The 3,660-nt window shown below is 68.1% G+C and carries 2 protein-coding genes and 1 pseudogene; 1 reads left to right on the forward strand and 2 read right to left on the reverse strand.

What is annotated here, in order from left to right; translation table 11 throughout:
• A partial coding sequence (locus I2E26_RS01115) for a hypothetical protein (RefSeq protein ID WP_195419284.1) occupies positions 1-597 on the reverse strand: 597 nt, incomplete at its 3' end.
• 336 nt (positions 598-933) lie between these two features.
• Here I2E26_RS01115 and rlmD point away from each other — a divergent pair.
• Positions 934-2,304, forward strand: coding sequence for a 23S rRNA (uracil(1939)-C(5))-methyltransferase RlmD (gene rlmD, locus I2E26_RS01120; protein ID WP_370551414.1), 1,371 nt, complete (start codon positions 934-936; stop codon positions 2,302-2,304).
• A gap of 568 nt (positions 2,305-2,872) precedes the next feature.
• Here rlmD and I2E26_RS01125 read toward each other — a convergent pair.
• Positions 2,873-3,660 (reverse strand): annotated as a pseudogene (locus tag I2E26_RS01125) (hypothetical protein); the annotation flags it as partial.

A 3,660-nucleotide genomic window follows, 5' to 3' on the forward strand; every position in this document is an offset into this window, starting at 1 on the left:
GAATCCGCTCGCGTCATCCTTCTCGCCCCGGTAGATCAAGGCGTCGATCGAATCGGCATACGGCGCGCCCATGAGCTCGTCGAGCACATCGCCCACCGTCTCCAAGACCAACGCTTCGCCGCGCTCCCGTGGCAGCAGCCAGTGCGCCACGAAGCACGCGGCGCCCATCTCGTCCACATCGTACGAGCCCGATGCATACGGCCCCATCTCGTGCCTGCTGCTGCTCACGGTAAGGCGGCCGGTCTTCTCGTCCTGGCTGAAACGGGCGGTCAAGGCGACGCGTCCGTCCGCGTCCACGTAAAACGCCACGTTATCGTCGCTTCGCGTGAGGCCGCACGCGGCTTCGCGATTCAAGCAATCTGAAACCGGCTCGTCGCATGCGAAGATATTGCCTCCCAGCGCCAGCCAGGCCACCACCTTCACACGGCGCGGCGCAACCACCTCCACCAGGTAGCCCATGCCCTTCTGGGGCTGCGGCGTGATGCAGTCGGCCAGAGCGAACACGCGTCCCCGTTCCTGGCCGGGCAGAGGTTTGAGGTTTCTCACCTTGGAAAACAACGATAGCTTGATGATCTTCCCGTCATCGCCCGCCGCCATATGCATCCCTCCCGAGCCCTGCCGCCAACGGCTTCCTATGGTTGCGCCCCATCGTATCAAAGCATGCGGACACGATGGAGAGCACTCGGCGGGCGGCCCGCGTTTGCTATGCTTGAATCCCGTTCGGGCTGGTCGCCGCCGAGCCCCCTACGCCTACCGCAGCGGGCGCGATGCAGCGCGCGAGCGGGCAGCGGCCCGCGCGCCGGCCATACGGCATCGAGCACCCGGTAAACACCGGCGAGCAAGACCGCGGGGCAGACGCGTCCGAAACGCGGTGCAGACCGTGAAACACCCGAGCAACCATCCGCCAGAGCACGTTAGAGGGAGCACACCCCGGTGACTTACGAGCATTCCCCAGCACATGATCGAGCGCGCCGCGGCAACCGCAACCGCAACGCGAACCGCGACCGCCGCGCCGTGGGCCGCGGCGGCGATCCGCGCCCCGCGCGCTGCCGCAAAAAACGCGATGCGCCTGCCGCGCCCCCGATGCACGGCGACGGCCCCTGCCCCGTCATGCGCGCATGCGGCGGCTGCGCATGGCTCAACCTGCCCTATCGAAAGCAGCTCGCGCGTAAGCAGGCAGCCATGGAAGAGCTCTTCGCGCCGCTGCTGTCCGCGCATGCTCCAAAGCTCGCGCTCGATCCCATCCAAGGCATGGGCGGCACCTGCGACGACGGCAAGCTACCCGCCCCGCGCGCGTTCCGCCATAAAGCGGCGACCCCCTTCGCACCCACCGTGGATGGAGGCGTTTCCTGCGGCTTCTTCGCCCGAGGCACCCACGACATCGTGGCCGTGCCCTCCTGCGCGGTAGAGGCGCCCGGTGCGCGCGCCATCCTCAACGGCGTGGCCGCGGCGGCGCAGGATCTGGGCATCTCCGCATACAACGAGGACACCCACCAGGGCCTGCTGCGCTACGCCGTCCTGCGCCTCGGCTGGAGATCGGCCGAGGGCGTGCTCACGCTGGTCACAAGCAGGCGCGACGTACCGCATCTGGACGAGCTCGCCGAGCGCGCGCAGCAGATCGACCCCCGTATCACCGTCGTCGCCCAAAACGTCAACCCGCGCGTCACCAACGCCATCCTGGGCGGCGAGACGCGCATCCTGCGCGGCCCCGACCATATGGCCGACAGCCTCCTGGGCTGCACGTTCTGCATCTCGCCAACCGCGTTCTACCAAACGAATCCCGAGCAGACCGAGGTGCTCTACCAACTCGCCATCGACGGCATGGACCTGCGTGCAGGGGACGTTCTCATGGACGCGTACTGCGGCAGCGGCACGATCGGCCTGTGCGCCGCGGCGGCCATGCGCGAGCGTGGTCGCGACATCAGGCTGCTGGGCGTCGAGCGCAACCCCGCCGGCATCGCCGACGCGCGACGCAACGCGGAGCTAAACGGGCTATCGAACGCAGCGGAGTTCCTCACCCGGGACGCCACCGACTACATGCTCGAAGCGGCGGCGCGAGGAGAGCGGGTCGACGTGCTCTCCATCGACCCGCCGCGCGCGGGCTCCACGCCGGAGTTCCTCGGCGCCGCCGCGGCGCTGGCACCGCGCCGCATCGTCTACGTGAGCTGCAACCCCGAAACGCAGGCACGCGACCTGGAACAGCTCCTATCAACCGGCTACGAGCTCCTGCGACTCACCCCTGTCGACATGTTTCCGCACACCGAGCACGTCGAAACCGTCGCCGTTCTCGAGCGCCAGGGCTAGAAGGCCGCCTGCCGGTAGGTTGCCTGCCGGCGGGCTGCCTGTCGGTGGGTTGCCTGCCGGACCGGCCTGCCCGCCGCTCCGACCTGCCTGTTGGCCCGTCCGATGGGCTGCCTCGCCTGCCGACCGTCGGCCTTCCTGCCAGACCGACCGGCCTGTCGACCTGCCTTGCGCCGGACAACCCTTCTTTGCCGTCAGAAAAACTCGCCTAGATGGACTTCGGCTCGAATTCCTCCCAGCAAGCGCGGGTGCCGCGGTTTTCTCCCGCCTACGTGGCGAAATCAGCCTCTTTACCGTCAGAAATCCGCGGTTGCCGCCCGCCACCGTCAGGAATCCACGCCAACGTGCAGGCATGCGCCGCAAACCTCCCGGCAGCACCGGATCACCAATCCCTACCGTCAGGAATCCGCGCACCCAAGGAAGAGCAGCCGAGTTTCTCCCGATAGGACCAACCGCAAGCGCCGCAGCCCCCTGGCCGTGTCGAAAAACCGCGTGAACGGGGGCATCCCAAACGCTTTCATCCCGCGATGCTCGCGGCGGCTCGAATCTGGCAGCGCGCACCTTGGGAACGCTATGCAGGGCGGCCGGCATCAACCGCCAGCCCCGGCAGCGATTCCATCCAGGCGATATACACGCTTGGATAGTGACCGCGCAGGATACGCGTCGGGTTGATGCGCAGCGCGCATGCGGCGGCAACCGAGGCCACGCCGCGGGGCGTCATCAGCGCACCGGCCGTCGGCACCGTACGCGCGAGCTCCGCTACCACGCCATCGATCGCTGCTTCGGCCTCGGGATCATACGAATCGCGGCCGCCCGTCAGGTGCTCGAACGCGTCCTGCATGGCAGCAAACCGCTCGCCGAAGCCCTCGTCATCGAGCGACGGCAGCGGCACGTCGACGCCGTAGCGCACGTAACCCCAGCTCTCAAGCGGCAGGTTGGTCACCAAGTCGGCAGGATTCACGATGTTGAAGATGTTCCCATACCGAGCGTCGTTTCCCCGCGCGTTCAGCGTCGTCCGCGGCGACGCGAACGTATAGGCGAAAACCCGCGGCGCACGCTGCATGGGAGCCTGCGCGGCGGCGTCCGCTTCGGTCCGCGCATCCTCGCCCGTACCCGCCGCCGCCCGATCGTCCAGCATCGCAGCTAACAGGCCCGCCACGGCACCGCCGCGGCTGTGCCCCGTGAGCAGCACCGACACCTCGGCCCCGCGCGCGTCGGCCTCGTCGACCCATGCATCGAGCTCGCCCAGGATCTCCAAAGCCGCAACCTGGTACCCCGTATGGTCGTGCGAGCGCTCATCTGCCAGCGCCTCGGCAGCCGCAGCGGCCTCGCCCGCACCCAGGTTGAAGTTGCTGAGCC

It is taken from the genome of Collinsella sp. D33t1_170424_A12 (assembly GCF_015554865.1).
In the GTDB taxonomy this organism is placed as follows: domain Bacteria; phylum Actinomycetota; class Coriobacteriia; order Coriobacteriales; family Coriobacteriaceae; genus Collinsella.